This window comes from Bartonella sp. AP36NXGY, assembly GCF_042195865.1.
Taxonomy (GTDB): Bacteria; Pseudomonadota; Alphaproteobacteria; order Rhizobiales; family Rhizobiaceae; genus Bartonella.
The window spans coordinates 14,497-35,171 of sequence record NZ_JBHIPD010000012.1 but is presented as its reverse complement, the minus strand read 5'-3'; the positions used below and the strand labels follow the sequence as shown (position 1 = coordinate 35,171).

General features: G+C 39.1%; 16 protein-coding genes and 1 tRNA gene. 3 read left to right on the top strand and 14 right to left on the bottom strand.

The window, feature by feature from the left end:
- Positions 1–61 precede the first annotated feature (61 nt).
- From edd to ACFINX_RS06300, 7 genes are all read right to left on the bottom strand, one after another.
- Entirely contained in the window at positions 62–1,885 is a 1,824-nt protein-coding gene (gene edd, locus ACFINX_RS06330; RefSeq protein ID WP_375668501.1) for a phosphogluconate dehydratase, read from the bottom strand.
- A gap of 55 nt (positions 1,886–1,940) precedes the next feature.
- Complete coding sequence (pgl, locus tag ACFINX_RS06325; protein ID WP_375668500.1) at positions 1,941–2,693, bottom strand: 6-phosphogluconolactonase; 753 nt, start codon at positions 2,691–2,693, stop codon at positions 1,941–1,943.
- Between the two features lie 10 nt (positions 2,694–2,703).
- On the bottom strand, positions 2,704–4,176 hold the full coding sequence (zwf, locus tag ACFINX_RS06320; protein WP_375668499.1) for a glucose-6-phosphate dehydrogenase: 1,473 nt from the start codon (positions 4,174–4,176) through the stop codon (positions 2,704–2,706).
- 120 nt (positions 4,177–4,296) lie between these two features.
- A complete protein-coding gene (locus ACFINX_RS06315; protein WP_375668517.1) occupies positions 4,297–5,580 on the bottom strand; it encodes an NAD(P)/FAD-dependent oxidoreductase in 1,284 nt (427 codons plus the stop codon).
- Between the two features lie 11 nt (positions 5,581–5,591).
- Positions 5,592–7,019, bottom strand: a complete 1,428-nt coding sequence (locus ACFINX_RS06310; protein WP_273790377.1) for a glutamine synthetase family protein — start codon at positions 7,017–7,019, stop codon at positions 5,592–5,594.
- A gap of 455 nt (positions 7,020–7,474) precedes the next feature.
- The gene (locus ACFINX_RS06305; protein ID WP_375668516.1) at positions 7,475–7,711 is read right to left on the bottom strand and encodes a class I SAM-dependent methyltransferase; all 237 of its coding nucleotides are present in this window, start codon (positions 7,709–7,711) and stop codon (positions 7,475–7,477) included.
- A 414-nt stretch (positions 7,712–8,125) separates the two neighbouring features.
- Complete coding sequence (locus tag ACFINX_RS06300) at positions 8,126–8,473, bottom strand: hypothetical protein (protein WP_375668515.1); 348 nt, start codon at positions 8,471–8,473, stop codon at positions 8,126–8,128.
- Between the two features lie 468 nt (positions 8,474–8,941).
- On the opposite strand from ACFINX_RS06300, the gene ACFINX_RS06295 reads away from it, so the two are divergent.
- A complete protein-coding gene (locus ACFINX_RS06295; protein ID WP_375668498.1) occupies positions 8,942–10,363 on the top strand; it encodes a coproporphyrinogen-III oxidase family protein in 1,422 nt (473 codons plus the stop codon).
- Positions 10,364–10,373: 10 nt separating this feature from the next.
- Positions 10,374–11,594 carry an MFS transporter gene (locus tag ACFINX_RS06290; protein WP_375668497.1) on the top strand — a complete coding sequence of 407 codons (1,221 nt, stop codon included), beginning with the start codon at positions 10,374–10,376 and terminating at the stop codon, positions 11,592–11,594.
- Positions 11,595–12,590: 996 nt separating this feature from the next.
- Here the strand turns inward: ACFINX_RS06290 and ACFINX_RS06285 are convergent.
- The 6 genes from ACFINX_RS06285 to ACFINX_RS06260 form a co-directional block, all read right to left on the bottom strand.
- The gene (locus ACFINX_RS06285; protein ID WP_375668496.1) at positions 12,591–12,929 is read right to left on the bottom strand and encodes a hypothetical protein; all 339 of its coding nucleotides are present in this window, start codon (positions 12,927–12,929) and stop codon (positions 12,591–12,593) included.
- A 454-nt stretch (positions 12,930–13,383) separates the two neighbouring features.
- The gene (locus tag ACFINX_RS06280) at positions 13,384–13,569 is read right to left on the bottom strand and encodes a hypothetical protein (RefSeq protein WP_375668495.1); all 186 of its coding nucleotides are present in this window, start codon (positions 13,567–13,569) and stop codon (positions 13,384–13,386) included.
- Positions 13,570–13,597: 28 nt separating this feature from the next.
- Positions 13,598–13,786: an NADPH-dependent FMN reductase gene (locus tag ACFINX_RS06275; RefSeq protein WP_375612108.1), complete on the bottom strand. Its 189-nt coding sequence runs from the start codon at positions 13,784–13,786 to the stop codon at positions 13,598–13,600.
- Positions 13,787–14,101: 315 nt separating this feature from the next.
- A complete protein-coding gene (locus ACFINX_RS06270) occupies positions 14,102–15,445 on the bottom strand; it encodes an MATE family efflux transporter (RefSeq protein WP_375668494.1) in 1,344 nt (447 codons plus the stop codon).
- Between the two features lie 317 nt (positions 15,446–15,762).
- Positions 15,763–15,839 (bottom strand) — tRNA-His (locus tag ACFINX_RS06265).
- A gap of 137 nt (positions 15,840–15,976) precedes the next feature.
- Positions 15,977–17,059: a quinone-dependent dihydroorotate dehydrogenase gene (locus tag ACFINX_RS06260; protein ID WP_375627812.1), complete on the bottom strand. Its 1,083-nt coding sequence runs from the start codon at positions 17,057–17,059 to the stop codon at positions 15,977–15,979.
- A gap of 1,316 nt (positions 17,060–18,375) precedes the next feature.
- On the opposite strand from ACFINX_RS06260, the gene mscL reads away from it, so the two are divergent.
- Complete coding sequence (mscL, locus tag ACFINX_RS06255; protein ID WP_026500234.1) at positions 18,376–18,783, top strand: large conductance mechanosensitive channel protein MscL; 408 nt, start codon at positions 18,376–18,378, stop codon at positions 18,781–18,783.
- An 18-nt stretch (positions 18,784–18,801) separates the two neighbouring features.
- Here mscL and ACFINX_RS06250 read toward each other — a convergent pair whose 3' ends face one another.
- Positions 18,802–20,508: an ATP-binding protein gene (locus ACFINX_RS06250; RefSeq protein WP_375652351.1), complete on the bottom strand. Its 1,707-nt coding sequence runs from the start codon at positions 20,506–20,508 to the stop codon at positions 18,802–18,804.
- Positions 20,509–20,675: the final 167 nt, after the last annotated feature.

Here is a 20,675-nt window from a genome sequence, read left to right as displayed (position 1 = left end):
GTAACAATTCCTTGTATATGGTTTCATTGTATATGATTCAGCTTATTTATTTTTGCATTTTTCATGTCATAAAAACAGATGCCCCTTGATCTGCACGATTAACGGATTGACGAAAAACATGAAAAAGTTCGCGTCCAACACCATGTTCGTTTTTTGAAAGATCCGGAGGTATGATTTTTCGCGCGTTAAATTTTGCTAAATCCTCCAAAAGAGTTAATTTACCCTCATGAGCATCAAGAAAAACAATATCACCATCCTGCAAACGTGCAATGGGGCCATTATCCACTGCTTCTGGTGTCACATGGAGAGCAGCAGGAATTTTTCCTGACGCTCCTGACATACGCCCATCGGTTATCAATGCTACCTTTTGACCGCGATCTTGTAAAACGCCTAAAATGGTTGTTAATTTATGAAGCTCTGGCATACCATTGGCTTTTGGTCCTTGATAGCGAATGACAGCGATAAAGTCTTTATTATGCAACACTCCAGATTTAAAAGATTTTTGTAGTTCCTCTTGATCATTAAAAACAAAGACTGGTGCTTTAATCTGCCAATACTCTGGTTTAACAGAGGAAACTTTTATAATAGCTGTTCCCAAATCTCCTGATAAAACACGAAGACCACCATCAAGCTGAAATGGCTTTCTCCACCCCGCTAACACCTTATGATCACCACTTTCCTTAAGAGCCGCTTCACGCACCACATGACCATCAGCAGAAAGCTTTGCTTCAATTGCATAAGCATTGAGATCTTTACCAAAAACCGTAGAAACATCTTCATGTACCAAACCTGCCTCAATAAGCTCGCGGATAATAAATCCTATCCCCCCTGCTGCATAAAAATGATTAATATCTGCTAAACCGTTAGGATAAATGCGCGCTAAAAGAGGCACAACGGATGAAATTTCTGCAATATCATGCCATGTCAATTTAATACCGCAAACAGCAGCTATAGCAATCAAATGAATCGTATGATTGGTAGAACCTCCTGTTGCATTTAATCCTACAATAGCATTCACAAAAGAACGCTCATCAATGATCATTCCAAGTGGACTATAATGATCACCAAGATCTGTCATTTCAAGTACACGTTTCGTGGCTTCTTTTGTTAAAGCATCACGCAACGGTGTATTCGCATTAATAAAAGAAGCTCCCGGCATATGAAGCCCCATCATCTCCAGTATCACCTGATTAGAGTTAGCTGTTCCATAAAATGTACATGTTCCTGGCCCATGATAAGAACGTGCTTCCGATGCTAGAAGTGTTTGGCGATCTATTTTATTTTCCGCGTAAAGTTGACGTATCTTTGCTTTTTCATCATTACCTTGACCACTTGTCATAGGACCAGCAGCTATAAAAATTCCTGGTAAATGACCAAATGTTAGGGCACCAATCAATAAACCTGGCACAATTTTATCACACACCCCAAGATACAATGCTGCATCAAAGACATCGTGTGATAAGCTTATAGCTGTTGCCATTGCAATTACTTCACGCGAAAAAAGGGAAAGCTCCATCCCCGCATTTCCCTGCGTAACACCATCGCACATCGCGGGAACACCACCTGCAACCTGTGCAACACCACCAACCATACGGGCCGACTCTTTAATTAAGTGAGGAAATTTTTCAAAAGGTTGATGTGCTGAAAGTATATCATTATATGCCGTGATAATGCCAATATTCCCAACGATATTTCCCTTCAAACGCTCTTTATCTATTGCACCACAAGCAGCAAAGCCATGAGCCTGATTGGCGCATCCTAAAAAACTCCGTTTGGGGCGATGAACTTGTGCTTTCGCAATACGATCTAAGTAAATTTCTCGTGTTGATCGAGAACGTTCATAAATCCTTCGTGTAACTGTAGCAATTGTCTTGGAAAGTGCCATATTTCTCTCCCCCTTTCATTGTTTCTTCCCCTCATTCATTGAGAGAGATTACGTTTTATTCACCTTGTGTCGCATATTTTGATTCACTTATTTCATTTTCTGCAGGCGACCAATAAACCTGAACGAGATGAGGGGAATTACGCAAAATTGCCCGAATAGGCATTTCTGTTTCAGCCCCATCTTGACAAGCTTCCTCAAAACAATCGCGTTTCTGAAAACCCTCGAAATGGAGAATAATGCAACGAGATTGCATAATAACTGGCAAAGTTAGTGAGAGTCTTGGCTCAACAGCACTCTTAGCATGAAGGGGTAAAACAAGTGCTTGTGTTCGTAAATCAAGCGCTTGCTTTAAACGATCAGCATCAGGAAAAAAAGAAGCCGTATGTCCATCCTCCCCCATTCCTAAAACAACAACATCAAAGGGTTTAGGCAAAGTATTAACACGACTCGCCGCTGAAAAAGCAGCAAGTTCAGCAGTAATTGCTTTATGATAAAGCCCTACAAAACGTGCTTTTTCGGCAAAATTTTGTAACAAATGACACCGTACCATATGTTCATTTGAACGTTCATCGTGTGTAGGGACAAAACGTTCATCGACCAAAGTGATAATGATCTTTTGCCAATCAATATCTGCTTTTGACAAATAATGAAAAAACAATTCTGGTGTTTTACCACCAGACACCGCTAAAACTGCTCTCTTGCGCTCAAGAACAGATACACTAAGCTCTGCGGCTACTCGATCTGCTAATGCCAAAGCTAAAGTCTGAGGGGTTTCAAAGTCTAAACGATCAATATTCATTCTATACATACTTATTGCTCTAAACTAAATTGTTCCATATACGTCCATCACGTTCCATGAGGCTCATCGAAGCAGACGGACCCCACGAACCAGCGTTATAACTGTGAACAGGCTGTTTTATTGCTTCCCATCCCTCAATGATTGGATCAATCCAACGCCAAGCAGCCTCAACTTCATCACGACGCATAAACAGTGTTTGATCTCCACGAATAACATCCATTAATAAACGTTCATAAGCATCAGGATTACGTTCAGAAAATGCGGAAGCAAAACTCATGTCTAATGGAATGTGACGAAACCGCATACCGCCATAACTTGGATCCTTAATCATCAACCATTGTTTTACACCTTCATCAGGTTGGAGACGAATTACAAGCCGATTAGAAAAAATTTCATCTAAATCCACATTAAAAATATTATGAGGAATAGGTTTAAAAACCACAACAATTTCAGACATTCGCGTGAACATGCGCTTACCTGTTCGTAAATAAAAAGGCGTATTAGCCCAACGCCAGTTATCAATCTTAACCTTAAGTGCTACAAATGTTTCACTCTTACTCACTCTTCCTAGATCATCAAAATAAGACTCTACCGATATACCATTTGATAGACCAGAAAGATACTGCCCACGTACAGTATGCTGCCCTACATTATGGACATCAAGCGGTGTTAAAGAATGTAAAACTTTAAGTTTTTCATCGCGCACAGCATTAGCACTGTTGGTAAATGGTATTTCCATCGCAACCAAACAAAGTAACTGTAGCATATGGTTTTGAACCATATCGCGTAGAGCACCAGTGCTTTCATAGTATTCTGTACGCCCCTCTAACCCTAAAGATTCAGCAACGGTTATTTGAACATGATCAATATAATTGGAGTTCCATAGCGGTTCATAAAGTGTATTAACAAACCGCAATGCCATTAAATTTTGAACAGTTTCCTTCCCAAGATAATGATCAATGCGAAAGATCTGCTCTTCATTAAAGGCGCTTGCAAATACATCATTAAGTGAAATAGCTGTTTTTACATCGCAACCAATTGGTTTTTCAATGATAATCCGTGTTTGTGCTGTCACCAAATTATTTTTTCCCAACTTCATCGCAATATCAGCAAAAAGTGACGAACCAACAGCCAAATAAAAAGCTCGAATATCTGCTGAATCTTGTGACAGAAGGAGAGCTAAATCCTCCCACCCTCGATTTGAGGTAACATCAACAGAAACGTAAGTTAAACGTGCAAGAAAACGATTGAGTTCTGTTGAATTGAGATCTTTTGGATGGATATGTTTTTCTAAAGAAATGCGAACAAAATTTTGATATTCTTCACAACTTAAGGAAGTGCGCGAAACCCCAATAATACGTGTTGGCTCACTGAATTGCCCAGCACACTGACAATGATATAAAGCCGGCAAAAGCTTGCGCAACGCCAGATCACCATTGCCACCAAAAACAATACAATCAAAGGAAGAAACTGGAATAATTTTACGCACCATGAACTTGTTTATTTTTCTATTCGATTATGAAATCCCATATCACTTATAAAAGCTTTCATCATTAAAGCAGACAGATACTAAATAAGCCATTAATTTTCTTCATTTCAAGCAATGTTTACATTAAAGGCGATCCAATAAAGAAAACCAACGCATTGCTAAAAATATAAGCGGATAACGCAAAACGCGTCCCCCCGGAAAAGATGAAATCTTTAAGTCTTGGAAATAGGAAAAACGTTCATATTTTCCAGTTAACCATTCTGCGTATAATTTTCCCACGAAAGGAGCCAGCATAACGCCATGCCCTGAATAACCACCACAATAAGTCATCCTTGAGAAAAGTTGGCGAACATAGGGCATGCGTTCAACTGTGATGGCAACCGTTGCTCCCCACCGATGGCTTAAATTGATAGAATGTAATTGAGGATAAATTTCAACAATTTGCCGTTTTATACGTTCATCTAAATTTAGAGGATGCTTATTATCATAACTTTCTACACCACCAAATAAGAGACGATTATCAATGCTTTTGCGAAAATAGCGAACCATAAAACGGGAATCATCAACCGATTCCCCCCCTATAAGAATTGAACTATGCTTTGGTAATGGGTCCGTTGCTCCAATATAAGAGCGAATAGAAACAATATTTTTCTCAATAAAACGCTCCAGACCAAGTTTATACCCATTTGTTGCAAGTAAAACATGCTCTGCTGTTACACTGCCTTTTTCTGTTATTACTTTCCAATGTGCTCCCTTGCGCCTTATGGTCGTTACTTGTGACTTCTCATAAAGCTTAGCACCAGCATCTTGTGCTCTTTTTGCCAACCCAATAATCAATTTTAAGGGATTTATATGACCGGTATCCGCATCATAAATACCACCACAATAAAAAGTTGATCCAAGTCGCTCAAATGTTTCAGCCTTATCCATAAAAGTAAGCGCGTGATAGCCATAACGCTGCATCGCCTCAATATGCCGTTGATAAGAGAGAAGCTCACGCCTTTTATGAGTTACAGAAAGCTGTCCTCCTATCAAATCACACGGACAATTAGGCATTGCGCATAAAGCTAAAATATCTCTTTTAGCTTCTTCTGCCAAATCAAACAGAGCCTTACTCCGCTCAAAACCATACTTTTTTTCTAATGTTTCTACCCATTGCCGTTGCCCTGTTCCCAGCTGTCCACCATTGCGCCCTGAAGCACCATCACCAAAACGTGATGCTTCAAATAAAACAACATCTACTCCAGCCTTGGCTAAATGATAAGCAGCCGAAAGACCCGTAAATCCGCCTCCAATAATGACCACATCACACTGTCTGTTTTCACAAAAAGAAGGATACGATGGACGTTCTCTTAAAGCATCTTCATACCAAGAAATTCCTGGAGAAATTGAATTATAATCAATCATCGTCATAAAATTTAAACATTCAGCAGGAGATATTCACGCTCCCACGGACTGATTACTTCCATAAAAGTTTCAAACTCTTGGCGTTTGATTGCAGCATAAGTACTGACAAACACATCCCCTAAAATAGCACGTATCACTGTATCTTGTTCAAACAAATTGACTGCCTCAATGAGTCCACGCGGCAACTCAATATTATCAGCGTTTACATTATTTGTCGCTGGCTCATCCGGCTCAATTTTTTGTTGCAAACCAATAAGACCACACGCTAAAGAAGCTGCAAGAGCTAAATAAGGATTCGCATCTGATGAAGGAAGTCTATTCTCAACACGTCGCGCTTGAGGAGCAGAACGGGGAACTCGAAAAGCTGTAGTACGATTATCATATCCCCATCGCAAATTAACAGGAGCCGAATTATCAGGGACAAGACGTCGATAAGAATTCACATAAGGTGCAAGCATCACAAGTACCCCTGGCATATGTTTTTGCAATCCACCAATAAAATGGCGAAAACAGATACTTTCTTCACCATTTTCCTGTGTAAAAATATTCATACCGGTTTTCTTATCAACAACCGATTGGTGAATATGCATAGCAGAACCCGGCTGCCCTTGAATGGGTTTTGCCATAAAAGTTGCATACATATTATGTTTTAGTGCTGCTTCACGAATTGTTCGTTTAAACATAAAAACTTGATCCGCTAACTCAATAGGATCACCATGACGTAAATTAATTTCAAACTGACCTGCTCCTTCTTCATGAATGAGGGTATCAATTTCCAATCCTTGTGCCTCTGAAAATTGATAAATATCATCAATCAAATCATCAAATTCATTAACACCAGCAATGGAGTACCCCTGTCCACCACCAATTGAACGCCCAGAACGACCAACCGGTGGAACTAACGGATAATCAGGATCGGGATTTTTTTGTACCAAATAAAACTCAATTTCTGGTGAAACAACAGGGCTTAAACCCATTTTTGTGTAAAAGTGAACCACCGTTCGTAAAACATTGCGTGGTGTGTAATCTACAACCTGACCATTTTGATACACAAGATCACAAATCACCTGTGCCGTAGGAGCATCTTCCCATGGAACAATGCTTAACGTAGAAAGATCAGGCTCAAGGCGTAAATCACCATCTGCTTTAGGATATTCAAAACCATGACCATCTTCCGGATAATCCCCTGAAATTGTTGCCATAAAAACTGCTGAAGGCAATGCCAATGATGTTTCCGATGTAAATTTTTTAGAAAGCATCATCTTGCCCCGTGGTACCCCTGCTTGATCAGGCGTAATACATTCAATATCCTCTACCTTACGGAAAGCAAGCCATTGTGAAACTTGTTCCCAATTGTGCACACCACGTAAACTTTTGAGAAAACGAGAAACAGGTTTAAAATTCTTACTTTTCGTTTGTTTACCATTTTTTACATCCATAACATACCAACTTTAAAAACAATCAAGTCCTATTCTTATTGTATCAGCCCATGCATAAACGACACGAAAAAAAATTATCAACTGATATTTTTGAAGAATACTATAAGATCCATCAAGGTAAAAGAACTTTGCGCTCAAAAAGCTATCCTATCACCATAGTGAAAAAATTGATATTGCACGCGATACATCGGTGCGAACCTTCTCCTTATATAAAACAGCGAGAAATACCATATTGTACGTAACCTAATTCCGATTCAAATAATCATATATAAGCAAACATTGGCGAGAATAATAAAGGCGAGATATTTAATTTCCTTTTGGTTGTAGCAATGCTTAATTAAAAGAAAAGAAACTTTTCTTTTAATATGAAGCAAGTTTTGTAACTCTATTGTTATCCACGTAGAAGTAAACACCCTAAGATGGTGAATAGCCTTTACAGCTGTGCTTACAAATACTCACCCCGCCGTAATATGCGTAAATGTATTTTCAGGATAAGACATACGCTCAGCATTTCCAATATGAAACTTAACCATCGCCTGCATAATAGAGCTATCAACCTTGTTCTGAGCGGATGGTACAAACTCTGCACTTATATCAATTTCCACCGCTTGACATTGCTCTTCGCACACAATATTTAGAGCTGAGAATCCAGTAGAGCATACCAAATCCAATAGATAGGAATTTTTGCTAATTGCGCCATGCGGGATCCAACATCTGATAGTCTCCAGCCCACTAGGAGATGTGTTATTTATATCTAAAAAGCCAAAAAATCAGGATATGAGAACACAATAATATCAATTTCCTTTGAACTAAAGTCCTTCATCGTCGATCTTCCACCATCGTAAATTTTTTTTGTATCAGTTGCTTTCACATACTTTGACTTCTGACCTAGTGATACTGTGCAGATTGAGTACACATCCCCAGAGCCCAGATTGTAATTAAGTTCGTACCATTCTGCTCTTTTATAGAGCTAATATTTGAAAATAAATAACCATAATCTTTAGATATAACACGCCTAGGTTCAATAATTACCGTAAGCTTATGTAAACCACAACCCAATTGTGATAATGCCTCATAAATTTTACGAGGGTATTCGTCATTGATCGTCATGGCATCGCAGAACGCTGTGGAAGTCGGATATCCCCGCCTAAACTGATAAAACTTTTTTGATCCTTCAATGCGTAAATATCCTTTCCAGCCTTAGTTAAGGTGGATACTATTAACTCAGTCGAATTCAAATTAGAGCCCACATGAAAAGGCGCCCCATTAAGCCTAATCCTATTGGATTCTAGCAAAGATAATGCGGCACGTAACTCCGCCGCAGTCATACCAAAACGCGATCTATCCCCGTTTGCCAGTACATGGCACAATCTCAATGAGATTTTAGGTAGTATATCAAAATGGCGTGCAAGAGTGATGATGTCATGTAATTCGATAATATTATCACACTGGATATTTATATGTTTTCTAATAGGATAACTCTATCTCTTCTCGAAGTTTTACAGGGATATTAAAAAATGTATCTCTACCTTTAAAACCATCTTTTTGCGCTAATGATATCTCATAACCAGACGCAAATTCCAAGTCCCAGCAACATAACAATGATGCCCCGCACGTCCATTAAAATACCCTGCTTTTTCTCGCCCTAGGCATCCATAGCCCGACCACGTAAAACAGGATACCAATTGCAATATCAGACCATAAGGCTGCAAGAGAAAGTTCTTTTATATTTTTATCTTTACATTGCCTCTTAAACAAGCTCATCTGTTCATATAATGAGTTATATGTATAATACATATAACTTCTACAAAAGGAGGATTCATTATGTTCCGTGAAAATCTTTGGTAATACACTCGGATAATTGGATCACCAGTCGCCCGTCAATAATATAGTGCGCGTTAAGAAATTGGGGGAGATAAGCTATGCAACTCGTGGATCATCCTTTTGTGAAATTCGATCAACTCAAGCTGATTTACAACTTCACATATCCGTTATTTCGCACTATTTCAAATGAATTTTACGATTACCTAGACTTTAATAAACTAGCGCACAGTAAGCAGATTCCACAAGCGCATACTATTTCTCTTTATTTGCATATTCCCTTTTGTGAAACCATCTGTTCCTTCTGTCCCTTTCAGAAAGGGGCCTACAAGCACGTTAAGCAAATCGAATCTTATATGTCAGCGCTTACCACAGAGATCAGAAACAAAGGAAATTTCATTCGCTCGCTTAGAGGGCCCATCCGCAGCATCTATATAGGGGGCGGCACACCGTCGCTTTTGTCTGCAGATAATATCCGCCACATCGGAAAAGTATTGCATGCCGAATTTGAGCTCTCTTCCTTAACTGAGCTTACACTGGAAAGCGAACCGAAGAGCGTCACACGTGATAAACTTTATGCTGCCCGTGAGATCGGCGTTAACCGGATCAGCTTCGGTATACAGAGTTTCATTGAGCGTTTCCGATCATTGTTTAACCTCACCTCAACACGTGAACAAATCAACAATACCGTAGCTTGGTCACAAGAGATAATTGGACATGTCGGTTTAGACCTACTATATGGCATGCACAGCCAGCAAGCCGAAGAACTATTATACGATTTGAAGCAAGCCAGCGAGCTTCACCCTGAAACCATCAACCTCTATGCAATTAACAATCTGGCTATCACGTCGCAACTGCATAAGTCTTACGCACAAAAAGGGCTAAAGCCATCCAGCCTACAGCATCGACAGATGCTTCGCTTATTTAGCGACATCGTTATGCGCAGCTGCGGCTATGCGCCGTGTAATGGGCATTCCTATATCAAAATTGCCAATAACACTCCTCTAACGCTCGCTAAAACGAGTTCAGCTAATTATTTCCGCTATCACAAATATTTGCATGGTTATCATGACGATTATGTGGTTGGCTTCGGGGCGTCAGCAATGTCGATTCTCGGCTCACTCGTCACACGAGCCAATCCCAGTCGAAGCGGATACATTACCGACATACAACTTAAAGGCAAATCCAAAGTATACTACAATTGGGTATCAGCAGAGCAACAAGCCTCCAAGGCTTTGTGTATGAGGCTACCTTATAACGGTTATGCCAAAAAAGAAAGAATTGACTGGACCGCACTCCCCTCTTTCGTATACAATAACCTACAACAGCTCATAGGTGCAGGTCTCATCGCAGAAAGTGATAACAATCTCCAGCTGACTCAGCGTGGTTGGCAATGGTATTCCAACCTTATGTATTTTCTTCTACCTCAGGCAGATAGGAATATCTTGGACGGCTATGTCGCAAACATGCTGAATACAACCGCCGTACTTGATGGAACAGTGGAAACCTGTGTGGCATCTTAAGGAGAACAGAATGTTCACGCTTTTTTCCAACAAGAACATACGCTATTTTTGCCTAACCGTTAGTCTGCTCGCCTTACTCAGCGGTGCTTTGCGCACTGCCATCCCGCTATTAGCAAGACAATCTGGATATGGCGTAGTCGGAGTAAGTTGGGCGCAAGGTCTCTTCTCATTAGCGTGGCCAATTTTCGGCATCCTTGCAGGCGTTTTACTTGATCGCTGCGACAAAATAAAACTTGCCACCTCAGCTCTCTTCATCTTCATGCTACTGCATATTGTCCTGTTCATACTACTTATGATACAGATTACTCCAGCCGAACAAATTTTCTTCTATGCAACCATTGCTGGATTCATCGTCGTTTCTGCCGAAGCTTATATAATGACGATTCCACCACTTATCATGGAGGGAGAGCGATTGATGACCTTCTACTCTATTGTCTTGTTTTTAGATTTCGGGGTCTCCTATTTTCTTGCCCCTGTCATAACAAGCAGCATTTTAGCGCATAGCACCCTGCTATTTCTCGGCCTTTTAATCGTGCTTTTTATCGTATTGATTTTTACCGCTCGCCGTGCTGTTCCGACATCGCCAGCACTTGATAAAGAAAACATCACTTTCCGTTATATCATTGCCGGCTTTCGTTTCATTTTTTCAAATCGGCATCTTACCTCCCTTACATTACTCACATTCTTTCTATCGGTGGTATTTGGAGCATTCCTAACCTCATTCATCTTCTTCGTTACCGACAGTCGGTATCTGGGCCTACATAGCAGCCAATATGGCGTGATGTTTGCGGCCTACGCGCTTGGAACAATGGCAGGCGCCCTATTTGCACCGCGTATACGCTATGCACCGGTGCGCCTAGCTGTTCTCACTGACGGTTTAGGAACGGTTGTCTTGCTGCTGATTCCAGCCTTTTCAAAAAGTGCTGTCGTCGTATGGGGCGTCACCTTTATCGCTGGCGTTGGAGCAAGCTTATGGTTTATTGGTGTTACCGCCTTCAGGCAGCGCCTCACACCAAAGCAACTTCTCGGGCGAGCTAATTCTGCTTTTCGAGTGATAGGCTATGCTGGAACGCCGGTCGGAAGCTTTTTGGTCGGCGTCCTTGGTTCTTTTATATCATTGCAGTTTGCTGCCACCTTTATCGCTGGACTACTATTGGTGGCTATCGCGATAACGCTTCCATTTCTTTGGCAGGCTGATCATATAAACACCCCCAACCCTGCCACGAGGTAACAGCTGCTTTTAAAAAAAGACACGGTCAAAAAAGGCACACATACCCTATTACGCAATCGATTGATTTATTCTTTGGACGAGAAAATTATCACCATAATGGCTGATAGAGCCAGCGGCACTATAGAAGCAGCCAAACAAGCGCTAAAGACAAAACAGCCCCTTTACGTTGCATTGGGCGATGATCCAACGCCTATATGAAGGATGCAGAGAGCTTATAGCGCACAGAGCGCAATTCTTAACTAAAAACTCCGCCCTAGCAATGCCTACTTATACTCCAGTTAATCCGTCACCCGCTGGACATCAAATGCCTCACCCCTTTACCGCTCCTCAAAATACATTTTGTTGCACTTACGCGCCGTATTCTTCCTTTGTAATTAAAAGACCAGCCCTCCTTTCCTAATCTAGGATCTCTGCCTACACAACGAGCAACAGATGCGACCATATATGCAATCACGCCTTAGGGCCTGCATAGTAGGAAGCTTAGTTCGAGAGATTCATAAAGCCTATATCCCAATAAATTTTCCACCCAATCCACCTTTTAAAAGGGCGGCTTTATATAAACCGTTAGAGCAAGCTATGAAATCCTTAGGTGTATTAGAAATAATTGACGGTTTTTACCTCAGACCAATGTTGATTGACTTTTACTCGTGCATATACGCAAGCGGTGCTACTCTTTTCTTAGATAGAAAGGACATAATCGTTACCATCTGACCTATTATTGTTTGAAAATAAAGAAAAAGTATCAGTGCAACTGATGATATTGAAGAGCTATCTCATTATGTAGCTGTACTTAATTACGGCATTGGGAAGCTAGTCACGTAATCACCCCCTTCTGCGCGCGCCTTCTGCATGATATTCATAAGATTTTATTACGCGGTAAACGCGGTACGTCCAAAAGCCTTGGCGAATTTCGCAAAGCACAAAATTAGCTTGGTGGTACACAACTAAAGACAGCGTCATTCGTGCCGCCCACTCTTACCACAGCCCCCACTCTCTCTACCACCATCCCCCCCGCTTAGAATCGCGCCAACTCATCACCAGTGCCTCGTTAAACACCACACCAGTCTCAAGGGCGGTAAAATGCGCCTTGCCGCATTTAATCTTCAGCATTTCTTTAAGGCGCAAATCAAAATCGCTATTCGTTCCTTTTGTTTCCAGTACAAAATAAAGCTTTTGCGCGCCATCCCTCTCTAAAAAAACCGCCCAATCAGACGTATAAGAACCAATGGGAATGGTTATTTTAAAACTTCTTGGCAGTTTAAAAAACAATCTTATATCAGAGTCATTATCGAGATTTTGCGCAAACTCTTTCTCAATACGGCTCTCACAAATCACATGATCATAAACACTTTTCTCATTGACCACCGCCGGCCATATGATAGCCTTTTCCGACCTAATTTTACAGATGTGGGATCAATCTTATTATGATGCGCACATCCAGAGATTATTTTATCCTCTGCATTAGAACCAAAAACATGAACAATACGCAGAGGCTTCGGTAAGAAGGCCAACCGCTCAATCTCAATCTACACGAAAATGCATGTGCAGGCGAATGCCCCCCATAATATGCAATATTTCAAGCCCGTCCATAGTGGTACCCCTTTTAAAAATTGTGCCTATGGCTTATAATAATCTCCAAAATATACATTTAGCCCTTGTCTGAAATAACTCAATTTTGGATTGATGAGAACGAAAACGCGCTGCGATAATCACGTTGTTCAGCCCTCATGACCGGCAAAAGGGCGCCAATATTCCTGTACCACCAACGACTAACTAACGGTATTTCTTATCATTTTTGATCATATCCTCCACCCTTATTGTACATTTTATCAGCAAGATGTGCGCAGCAAGCCCGTACATTTACGCTGCTAAGTCTCCGTGTACGGTTTTCATTCTCAAACGCAAAATCATCTTTAGCCGAAGCAACTTGATATTGCAGCGCCGGTCCATAAAGCGTATGCACAATTGGTACCAAATATACACAGGGCAGTGCGCATTTTGGGTTATATTGTCATGAGAGAGATGACCAAAAACTTTATCCCAAAAGCATTATACTCTAAATTATCAAGAGCATTCTTCAATCCCCCTGAATAAGACCCGTGATAAACAGGGCTTGCAAGAATAACATCGTTAGCGTCTGCGATTGTTTTGACAAATGCATGCGTTTTAGCATCACAATGGTAATGACTTATAAAAACAACAACTTTTTTAAATGCCTCCTCAACGGCGTATGAATATAAGCACGTTTTTTCTCGTCATTTTTTAAGGTATTAAACTCTTCCAATCTACCGAACTTACTCTTAAATTGTAGCCGAATGATTTTAATAAACCCATATTATTTTAAAAACTCAACAAATAATATTGAGGCTACAATCAAAGACACTTCTTTTCAATATTAAGCAAGTTTTGTAACCTATATTGTTATCTCCATAGAAGTAAAACAGCCTCTATGGACGATAAGTAGCTAAGCCTTCACAGCTAGTGCTTTACAAGCGCTTTTATAACACTCACTCTGCCCCAAACATAGGATTGCATTTTATTAAATAACCCACGCGCATATAATTAAAGATAGAAACGATTAAGCTTGCACCAATCATGCCAAGCCAATAGCCAATAAAGCCATATTCAAAAAAATGCGCCATTAGCGCTCCCCCAAATAGGCCTAACCCCCAATAACTTATTGCTACAACAATTGTTGACCAAAACGTATCAAGCAAGCCCACAAGTATGCCATTGAGCATAGCTCCTAAAGTGCCAAAAGAAAAAGACAATAAGATGAACGGAAGCAACTTCCAAGAGAAAACAATAACGCGTTCTGAAGAAATATTAAAGATGGTTGTAAGGATGAATCCATAAGAGAGATAAACAATCCCTGATAAAAACAAGACATAAGCTACAGCAAAAACAGTGACACTCATACGCAATTGTTTTAGAGCCATATTATTCCTATCTGCTCTATACCACGCTGCTATTGTCGCGGCTGCGCTGGAAATCCCCAAAGCCACCACAGAAATAAGCATATCGAGACGCATCCCTATCGTATGCGCGGCCAAAGATTCGACCCCATAAACCGTAATCATGAATGCAATGAACGAAGGAAAGCCCTCCGCAATAAGAATACGTATACCAATGGGTAGCCCTACTCGCAGCAATTTTATTATTCGTGAAATCTCTAACTTTGGTCTCAAATAATTAAAGCGAAAAGAATGAAAAGCAGAATTGCGGGACAAAATTATTGCTGCTGCAATAACAATTAAAATACGGATCAAACTGCTCGCAATTCCTGCACCAAAGACACCTAATCCGCTTACAGAACCTATACCAAAAATAAGCGGCCAAGAGATAAGAAAATTCACAAGGATAGCCGCAAGCATAACCCAGGTTAACGGCTTTGGATTACCAATTGCTGACAGTAATCCCCGGCTATTCACATAAAGATAAAAAAACACCACCCCTATAGCAGCACCACTATTATATTCCTGCGCTATATTGGCAATTGTCCCATCTTGGCCGAGAAAACACAAAATATTTCTCGTGTTGAGTAAAATGATCGCACTCATCATTCCAATCACAAGGGAAAGCCATATTCCTTGATCAAACCATGCCTTCAATGCATATCTATCTTGTCTACGAAAACTTTCCGCAAGTTTTGGTGCAACCGCGGTAATAATACCTAGCCCAAACAACATAACAAAACTAAATATACTCAGAGCTAACATTGTACCACTCAAGACTTGCACGCCTAAATGCGCTACAAGCGCTGCATCTGTGAAGGAAATCATCATCTGAGAGATAAACCCAACAGCCAGTGGCATGCCAAGAGAGAGCAATTGCTTCATCACAACAAACATTGTGAAATACCCTTCCATATTGAAGGGCATATTAAGCTCGGATCTTTTAAACAAAACACATTGATTTTTTCCGTAAAGTCTTTCCATCACAAGTCTTGTGTAAAGGATGCATAATGAGAACGCATTAAGGTAAGAGGAGATGCCCAGTTCTTAAAAAAGAAGCGCAATGCCCCTTTATTGGTTTTTTGGACTTTATGCCATGCGTTTTTTTTGTACAATATTATGCCCCCAAGCAACTACAGTCATTGATAAAAGATCCTCAGCGAGCCGTTTGTTCGTCTTGTATATCCATTTTCAGTATTTTCAATAAAATTTTTTGGTACGGTTGGTGGGATTTGAACCTACGACCTCTGGTGCCACAAACCAGCGCTCTAACCAACTGAGCTACAACCGCATAAAATCAAATGTATCATAACTGTTCACGATTTCGTAAACATTTATTCTTTGCTTATGTGACATAAGGAAGATCAACAAAGTTTGCAAGCCCCTTTAAAAAAATCTCGCAATTTTTTGTGAAGAAAAAAGCGTTTTTTACAAAGGAAATTTTGCCCAATGCTCAAGACTATGATCACGATAGCCTTTTATGTTATCAACTCCATCTTGTTGCATCATCTGCAAAACCTCTTGCAGAATAGTTATGACAAGATTTGGACCTTCATAAACCATCCCACTATATAATTGAATCAAATCTGCACCAGCTTTTACTTTTTCCAAAGCAGTCTGTGCATCCTTTATACCGCCAACACCGATAATTGCAATCTCCTTCCCTAATTTTTGACGCATTTTTGCAAGCATAATAGTAGAACGCTCAAAGAGTGGACGTCCAGAAAGCCCACCCTCTTCATTACGGAAGTGACTATTGTTAAGACCTTGGCGTGAAAGAGTTGTGTTAGAAACAATGAGTCCATCAAAATCAGAAAGTTTTATTTCTTCAGCAACATCATCTAATTCTTTCTCTGATAAATCAGGAGAAATTTTTAAAAAAATGGGAATGGAGAATCCATGCTTGTTCTCTTGCTCATTTCGCGCTTGCGAAATTGCACTCAACAAAAGATGCAAACTGTCACGGGCCTGTAAATCACGTAAACCTGGTGTATTAGGAGAAGAAATATTAACCGTAAAATAATCAGCAACATCATAAAAATGAGCAATACCAACAGTATAATCATCAATCTTATCGACCGTATCCTTATTGGCTCCAATGTTGACTCCTATAACACCAGTTTTTTTACACGCATGCAATCTATTGTAAACAACTTGATGTCCGTCATTATTAAAGCCCATTCTATTAATAATCGCTTCATCTTCTTTTAAACGAAAAAGCCGTGGTTTAGGATTTCCAATCTGAGGCTTTGGTGTCACTGTCCCAATTTCAGTAAAACCAAATCCTAACCGAAAAATACCATCTACAACCTCTGCATTTTTATCAAACCCCGCTGCAAGACCAATAAAATTTTCAAACTCAAGACCAGCAACAGTTACACACAAACGTTTGTCGATAACCTTTTGACAACCATTTAATCCACTTTTCAGCCCAAGAATCGCTAAACCGTGTGCTTGCTCTGGATCCAACATAAATAAGGCAGAACGGCCAATACAACGAAAAAAACTCATCAATTCTTCTCCACAACATAAAAATGATCCATCGCACCTCACCTCTACCTTTTAACACAAAAGATTTCCAATCAAAGCAAGCATATTATCCAAATAATATTCCCCTTCTAGAAGAAAACTCATCACATAATAGCCATACATGTTTATATTGGTTATACTATGTAAAGAACTTTTTATTCTTAAAAAATGTTTCTCTTTTTCGACATTTTTTAAAGATTAAAATATGAATCCTAATCTTATAAAATTCAGCATGAATTGGAACATCAATGGCTCTTACCATAGTCATGGTTTTATGACGCCTTATGCAGGCACGCTCATAATTTTCTTAAAAATGCAGGCAAATTATCTCTATTCCCAAAGTTCCTTTGTGTAATATTGTTTTCAATAGAAACAAAGCTTGTTCTATAAAGCTATTTTTTCCTAGCATTTATAGGATACATAGTTCATAAAATCATCTAAATTCATACTATTGTTGCACTATTTATGAGCAACAGAATGTTCAATCAATTTGTACTCTATTGATAATCTGCGTTGTTTTCTTTGCCATTTCTGATGTATTAAATACAATTTTGCATCTATTAAGTGCTCTGCCTAACATATATTTTAAGTAATGACAGTTGATTATTGAACTCAAACATCATACCAACGACTTCCAAACCAAAATGATCTTGCAAACCCTAGAGCTCTGCTATTTATAAACTGATACAATCTTCCAGCAGATGAAATGTGTTTCTTCCATCCGAATTATCGCCATTTTAGCTCATGTAACCCAATACAAATAGCTTTTAGATAAGCCATAATGCCCTCCTAATTGCTATTATCTCTTACTAAATTAAGAGGAATTAAATTATAAGTTTTACTCCTGTCTCATCTATCTATTTCTTCTATCAGTGCTGAAATATATTTTTTATTCCTAAATTCTCTTTTTATGACAAAATGTTATGCTAATATATGTACTTCATTTGAAAAGCTTTCTGATAGCTCAACTTTCTACACTACTTATTTTGTGGTATTGTGTAAAAACCTCTCTTTTTAATGTTAACATAAAAATCTTGAGGCAATTATATAAATTAAGCTACAGTTTTCTACTTTCTGTTGAAAAAGCAGATATAGTTTTTATCAAAAAAGCTTTTTTCTAGGAAATATTCTATGTACATTCAAATAGAGCCCTAAAGCTCTTTATTAAACCTTATAAAGTTCTTTGAAAATAATATTAATATCGTAATATAATCCTAAAAATAAAATCTGCCCTTTCCTTTTTCATCAAAAGCGGTAAGTAAATTACCGTATATCGCTTATATAAAGGGGAAAATGCAATGCTTAAAGAATTCAAAGAATTTGCCCTAAAAGGTAATATGATTGATCTTGCTATCGGTGTGATTATAGGGGGTGCTTTTGGTAGCTTGGTCAACTCAATTGTCAATGATATTTTTATGCCAATCATTGGGCTGATTACAGGTGGGATTGATTTTTCTAATATGTTTATTCAACTTGCTGGCGAAAAACAAGCAACATTGAGTGCCGCCAAAGCAGCTGGAGCAACCATTAGCTATGGACACTTTATTACTTTACTTATCAATTTTCTCATTATTGCTTGGGTTCTTTTTTTATTCGTTAAGGCTATGAATAAAATTCGTAGAAAAGAAGAAGAAAGCCCCAAAAAAACGTCTTCAGAAGAACAACTTTTAACAGAAATTAGAGATCTTTTGGCTAAGAAAAAATAATTTTATGCAAGATTTACATCATGGAACACGAGGAAAAAACATTTCCACAGTTGTTCCATGATTGGGTTTTGAGAACAGTAAAAATTGTCCCCCTCTTTCTTCCACCATTGCTTTACACATTGGGAGGCCTAAACCTGTTCCCATAAAAGCGCTATCACCAGATCGTCCATCTTTGCGCTCTACTTGACCATAAGGTTGCAGTGCCTGTATAATCTCTTCTTCGTTCATCCCTATACCATTATCACTCACTGAAATTTTTACACGTTCTTTTCTATAAGAAACGTGAACAATAATCTGTCCACCCAAAGGTGTAAAACGAATAGCATTGGAAAGAAGATTCCATATAATCTGGCGAAACACTTGTTGTGATACAGGAATAAATGGAACGTGAGGTGGAGCAACAATACGCATGATAATGCCGTTCTGATTGGCTTGAGTTTCAAGAAAAGCTATCGTCGCACGTAAACAAGATATTACATCAAATGTTTCAGAAATAAGGGAAGAATCAATCTGGTTATCGGAACCAGAATAATTTATCTTCGAGCACTCTAGTAATTGATTAATCAGCAATAATATATGTTTTCCAGAGGAAATAATATCGCGTAAATATCCATGATAGCGCTCATTTTCTATCGAACCAAAACGGCCTTCTCTCATAATTTCTGCAAAACCAATAAGAGCATTCAAAGGTGTTCGTATTTCATGAACAACTCCAACGATTTTATCCTCTTCTGCTTTTTTTTCTCCTGATGGAACTGTTTGTGTCCTATCACGCAACATAACAGCATAATTGCCTTGCTTTGCCAAAAATACAATCGTTATCAAAACGGTTATATTTTTATGATTTTTTGTCATTAAATCAGCGGTTTCACTGCGATTTAAAACCTGATTTTTTTCCTCCATACGGATTGATTTAAAATACTTTTCAACCAAAAGTCGGCTTTGCAAAGTAAATAATGAAGAGAATGGTTGTCCTCGTAGTTCATTTATTTCATAACCCATTAATGCTAAGGCTGCCCTACTCGCTGATTGAACAAAGCCCTCTTCATCCAACCATAAAACACCATCTGTTGCTGTATCCAACAATGATAAAACTGCAGCGGGCTCTTTTACGAGAGCTTGTTCTATAGCATTTACCGGCAATGTTTGTGCATATGGTAACTGAATAGCTGTTTCTTCAACTAAATTTTCTTCTTTTACCGATGAATTCAATTCATCACGCAATTGCTCTGCAATTTCACGAAAAGCTGAGCGTTCTATCTCCGTAAGACATAGCATTTCTGTTTCTAGCTTTTCATTTCTTTTTTCTTGGACTTTTTTTTGTATTTTTAAAACACCAAAGCCACGAAACCCCTTAAGCTGCTTTTTAACATCAAAAATTGGCAAAGCCGACAATTCAACATCAAGCCATTGTAAGCAACCATCAACAGGCCATTGAACAATCTCTTTACTCCAAGGCATAGCCGCTTCAATAAAACGACTGAGAACCAGATATCGATCATCATTAAATTGATGAGCAAGCTCATGAAAACTACACCCTAAAATAGAAGAAGAGAGAGGGCCAACAACTTCAGCTAGCTCTTTTGAGACTTCACAAAACAAACCATTGTGATCGATTTCCCACGTAAAAGGCCGTGGCAAAAGCTCTGGTGTAAAACGAAAAGCTTCTTGCTGACATTTTAATTCATTTGTATTTAACTTTAACTCATCTGCTTTTAATGGCATAACTAAAACTAAAAAGTGTTGAATTTACTCTCAAATGAATAATGCTAATTTGTTTACAATTATCTATTCTGGTTAAAATAACTTGATATCTCATATCAATTGTCTGTAGCAAAATTTTGACTGTTTCATCAACAAAACAAGAATAAAAAGAAGCTTCCAGCTCTTGT